Below are 1785 nucleotides of genomic sequence, written 5' to 3' on the forward strand. Positions count from 1 at the left end.
TCTAAACTGCAATACGGAGGCACGACCGAATATCTGTATTACTATTAGGTTCAGGAGCAGATTGTAACATTCAAAATGAATCTGGAAATACACCGCTACATTATTCCGCACTCAATTACAAAACGACAAAAATTACAGAATTACTGATTGCATTTGGGGCTAATTTCCGAATTCCTAATCTTTATAACGTCACACCTAAGGATCTTATCTTTCAGTACGGTTCTACAGAGCATGAATCATTGTTGATAGGAATGCAAGACAATGATCCGTATCTTTAGCTTTTGCCGAGACGTAGTTAAACAACTTGCTGATATTCAGAAATCTTTATATTATGTTCTATTTCAGCACCCATAGATTTATACTCATTCATAATTTATCTTATATTCCTCTTGTTGATTGCTGCTGATATTTTGTTCTTACGGTCAAAGATTTCGGAGGTATAGCGGGAGCTTTACTACGTGGAGTTGTCTGTTGTAAAGTTTGTAGTATTCGTGCCGCTTTACTGTCAGATAATTTATATTTTTGTCTTATTTCTTCAGATTTTTCGGGGATAGGAGGGACAGAGGAAGAGTTTTTTAAAATACTTTTTTTTGTAATTTCTGTTCCTCGTTCAATAATCTTATCCCGATGCAATCGTTCACCATAATGATTATGTAAACCTTCTGCATTACGAACTGCAATTACTTGCTTCTCTTTAGAGACTATAAGATCAATTTCAGTATTAGCAAATTGCCCATGATTTATTATTTTATGTTCTTTTTTAAAATTTTTAATAATATTCGCATCTTGAATAAAATTACTTTTTTTGTCGATTAGTCCAATAACTTTTTCTTTCTTTAAAAAAAATATCGTAGCTAAAAACTTCTGCCATCCTTGTTTTTTTCCTATCACCACTTTTGTATCTTTGAATCTTACATCATTACGAGCAGTAGCACTAACTACTTTCCCTTTTATTATATCGGCTTTGTTAATTTCCTGTTCACTTGGTATTAATCTTACCGTTTTTTGTGTTTCTTTAATTGTTGCCTTTGTATCTTTAGTATTAACATTTTTGGGGTTAGCAATATTACTTACTTTCTCTTGTGTTGTGTTTATTTGTTTGCTTCCTATTAATTTTGTTATATTATCCCACTTAAATCCATCTTTTACAAGAACCGCTGAAATACCTTGTTCTTTCGCGTTATTTATATTTTTGATACTATCATCTATTAATACAACATTTTGCTTATCTTTTATACCGGACAATTCCATAGCTTTCTCTATATGCTCGGTTTTTGCATTTGGATCCCTAGCACCGCCTTTAGGAAAACCTCCTATTATCTTTATACCTTCAAGCTGGATTTGAGTTAGCCCCAACTCTTCTAGAGCTGCAGAAATTGCATCGGGATATTTAGTAAAAGAAGTAATTGCTATTTGATGTCCTTGTTCTAATATAGTTACAAATGTTTTTTTCAGTGCTTGCTTATCTCTAAGGCCTATATCAGGATTCTTAAGTAGTTTGGAAGCTTCATGTTTGACCAGCTTCTTATCATATTTTGGGTTTATCTCGCCTGTCTGTACTATACCATTTATAACTAGTGTATTATTATTTGTAACAGGCACTATCCCTTTATTAGTAAGCTGGCTATGAACATGCCCCTTGACCAGTGTATTATCAAAATCAAAACAAAATAATTTCTTCATTTATTATCCTCATATTTATTATATATTAATTACTTGTTGTTTGTTTCTTAAGCCAAAATCTCATGATTTGAGACCTCATCGTCTATCCCTTCAAGTTCCATA

Annotated in this window: 2 protein-coding genes; one reads left to right on the top strand and one right to left on the bottom strand. The window is 32.4% G+C overall.

Translation table 11 applies throughout. The features are described 5' to 3' along the window. Positions 1-29 precede the first annotated feature (29 nt). Positions 30-278, top strand: a complete 249-nt coding sequence (locus tag KYQ89_RS08395; RefSeq protein ID WP_371920415.1) for an ankyrin repeat domain-containing protein — start codon at positions 30-32, stop codon at positions 276-278. Positions 279-378: 100 nt separating this feature from the next. On the opposite strand, the gene KYQ89_RS05485 is transcribed toward KYQ89_RS08395, so the two are convergent. Further along, a complete protein-coding gene (locus KYQ89_RS05485) occupies positions 379-1683 on the bottom strand; it encodes a hypothetical protein (RefSeq protein ID WP_218460744.1) in 1305 nt (434 codons plus the stop codon). Positions 1684-1785 lie beyond the last annotated feature (102 nt).

Origin of the sequence: Rickettsia sp. TH2014, from assembly GCF_019249195.1 — a bacterium.
Taxonomy (GTDB): domain Bacteria; phylum Pseudomonadota; class Alphaproteobacteria; order Rickettsiales; family Rickettsiaceae; genus Rickettsia; species Rickettsia felis.

Bases quoted from the DNA above. Each gene is read 5' to 3' on its own strand.
- KYQ89_RS05485 (WP_218460744.1), bottom strand. From the start codon at position 1,683: ATGAAGAAATTATTTTGTTTTGATTTTGATAATACACTGGTCAAGGGG.